Raw genomic sequence first — 1,555 nt, forward strand, 5'->3', positions numbered from 1 at the left:
AATCTGCCATTTTATAAAAAATAATGCTAATCTAAGGCAGATTTGGAACAGAATCGACATGATAATTTTAAGGAGAAACTCATGACTACTATTAAGAAAGTCGCCATCCTAGGTGGTAATCGCATTCCTTTCGCCCGCTCAAATGGTGCCTATGCTGACGCAAGCAACATCGACATGCTAAGCGCCGCCCTTGAAGGGCTGGTTAGCCGTTTTGAACTATCAGACAAAGACATCGGCGAAGTGGTGGCAGGTACGGTTCTAAAGCACAGCCGTGACCTTAATCTAACTCGTGAAGCGCTGCTAAACACCACCCTAGCACCTACCACGCCCGCCTACGACATCTCGCAAGCTTGCGGAACAGGATTGCAGGCGGCATTTGCCGTTGCAAATAAAATCGCCTTAGGTCATATCTACAGTGGCATCGCAGGCGGTACTGACACCACTTCGGACGCACCGATCGCGCTTGGCGATGGCATCAGAAAGCCCCTACTGCGCCTCAACAACGCCAAAGATGCCAAATCTCGCCTATCTGCACTCAGCAGCATCAACCCAAAAAATCTACTCGCCTTCCCTCAAAATGGCGAACCGCGCACACGCCTATCCATGGGCGAACACCAAGCCATCACTGCGCTTGAATGGGACATCACTCGTGCCGACCAAGACGCCTTGGCTTATGCCAGTCATCAGAATTTGGCTCGCGCTTATGATGAAGGTTTTTTTGATGATCTTATCACCCCCTACAAAGGTCTAAACCGTGATAATAACTTACGAGCTGATACTACCCTTGAGAAACTTGCCAGCTTAAAGCCCGTATTTGGCAAAAAGAACGCCAACCCCACCATGACTGCTGCGAACTCCACACCACTGACTGACGGTGCCTCGTGTGTACTATTATCTAGTGAAGAATGGGCAGCAGAGCATGGCTTTGAGCCACTTGCCTATATCACGCACCAGCAGACGGCTGCGGTTGATTTCGTGGGCAAGCAAGGTCTCACTGAAGGGCTACTCATGGCGCCTGCCTATGCCGTGCCTAAGATGCTAGAGCGTGCTGGTCTAACGCTTCAAGATTTTGATTTTTATGAGATTCATGAAGCTTTCGCCTCGCAGGTATTATCTACTCTGGCAGCTTGGGAAGATGAAAAATTCTGCAAAAACCGCCTAGGTCTAGATGCGCCACTTGGTTCGATTGACCGCAGCAAGCTTAATGTTAATGGCTCGAGTCTGGCAGCAGGACATCCCTTTGCCGCTACTGGTGGGCGCATCCTTGCAACTGCCGCCAAACTGCTTGCTCAAAAAGGTTCAGGCCGCGCGCTAATATCCATATGTGCCGCAGGCGGTCAAGGCGTTACTTGCATCCTAGAACGCTGATTTATGCTTCATCTCAAAAAGACGCACTAAATATAGTGCGTCTTTTTATTTTAACAAACCAATCACAGAATTCGTATCAAACGGTTTCAATCATGAATTTTGATAAATATCATGAACTTGCCTAAAATTTAGACAGTCTAAAATTATTTGATCAAATTGTTATGTTTTGGTTAATTTTTGCTTTACA

1 protein-coding gene is annotated in these 1,555 nt (G+C 47.5%); it reads left to right on the forward strand.

Translation table 11 applies throughout. The features are described from left to right. Positions 1-81 precede the first annotated feature (81 nt). Complete coding sequence (locus GY683_RS06660; RefSeq protein WP_297287996.1) at positions 82-1,368, forward strand: acetyl-CoA C-acetyltransferase; 1,287 nt, start codon at positions 82-84, stop codon at positions 1,366-1,368. The last annotated feature ends 187 nt before the right edge of the window (positions 1,369-1,555 follow it).

The organism is Moraxella sp. (assembly GCF_024227015.1).
GTDB lineage: Bacteria > Pseudomonadota > Gammaproteobacteria > Pseudomonadales > Moraxellaceae > Moraxella.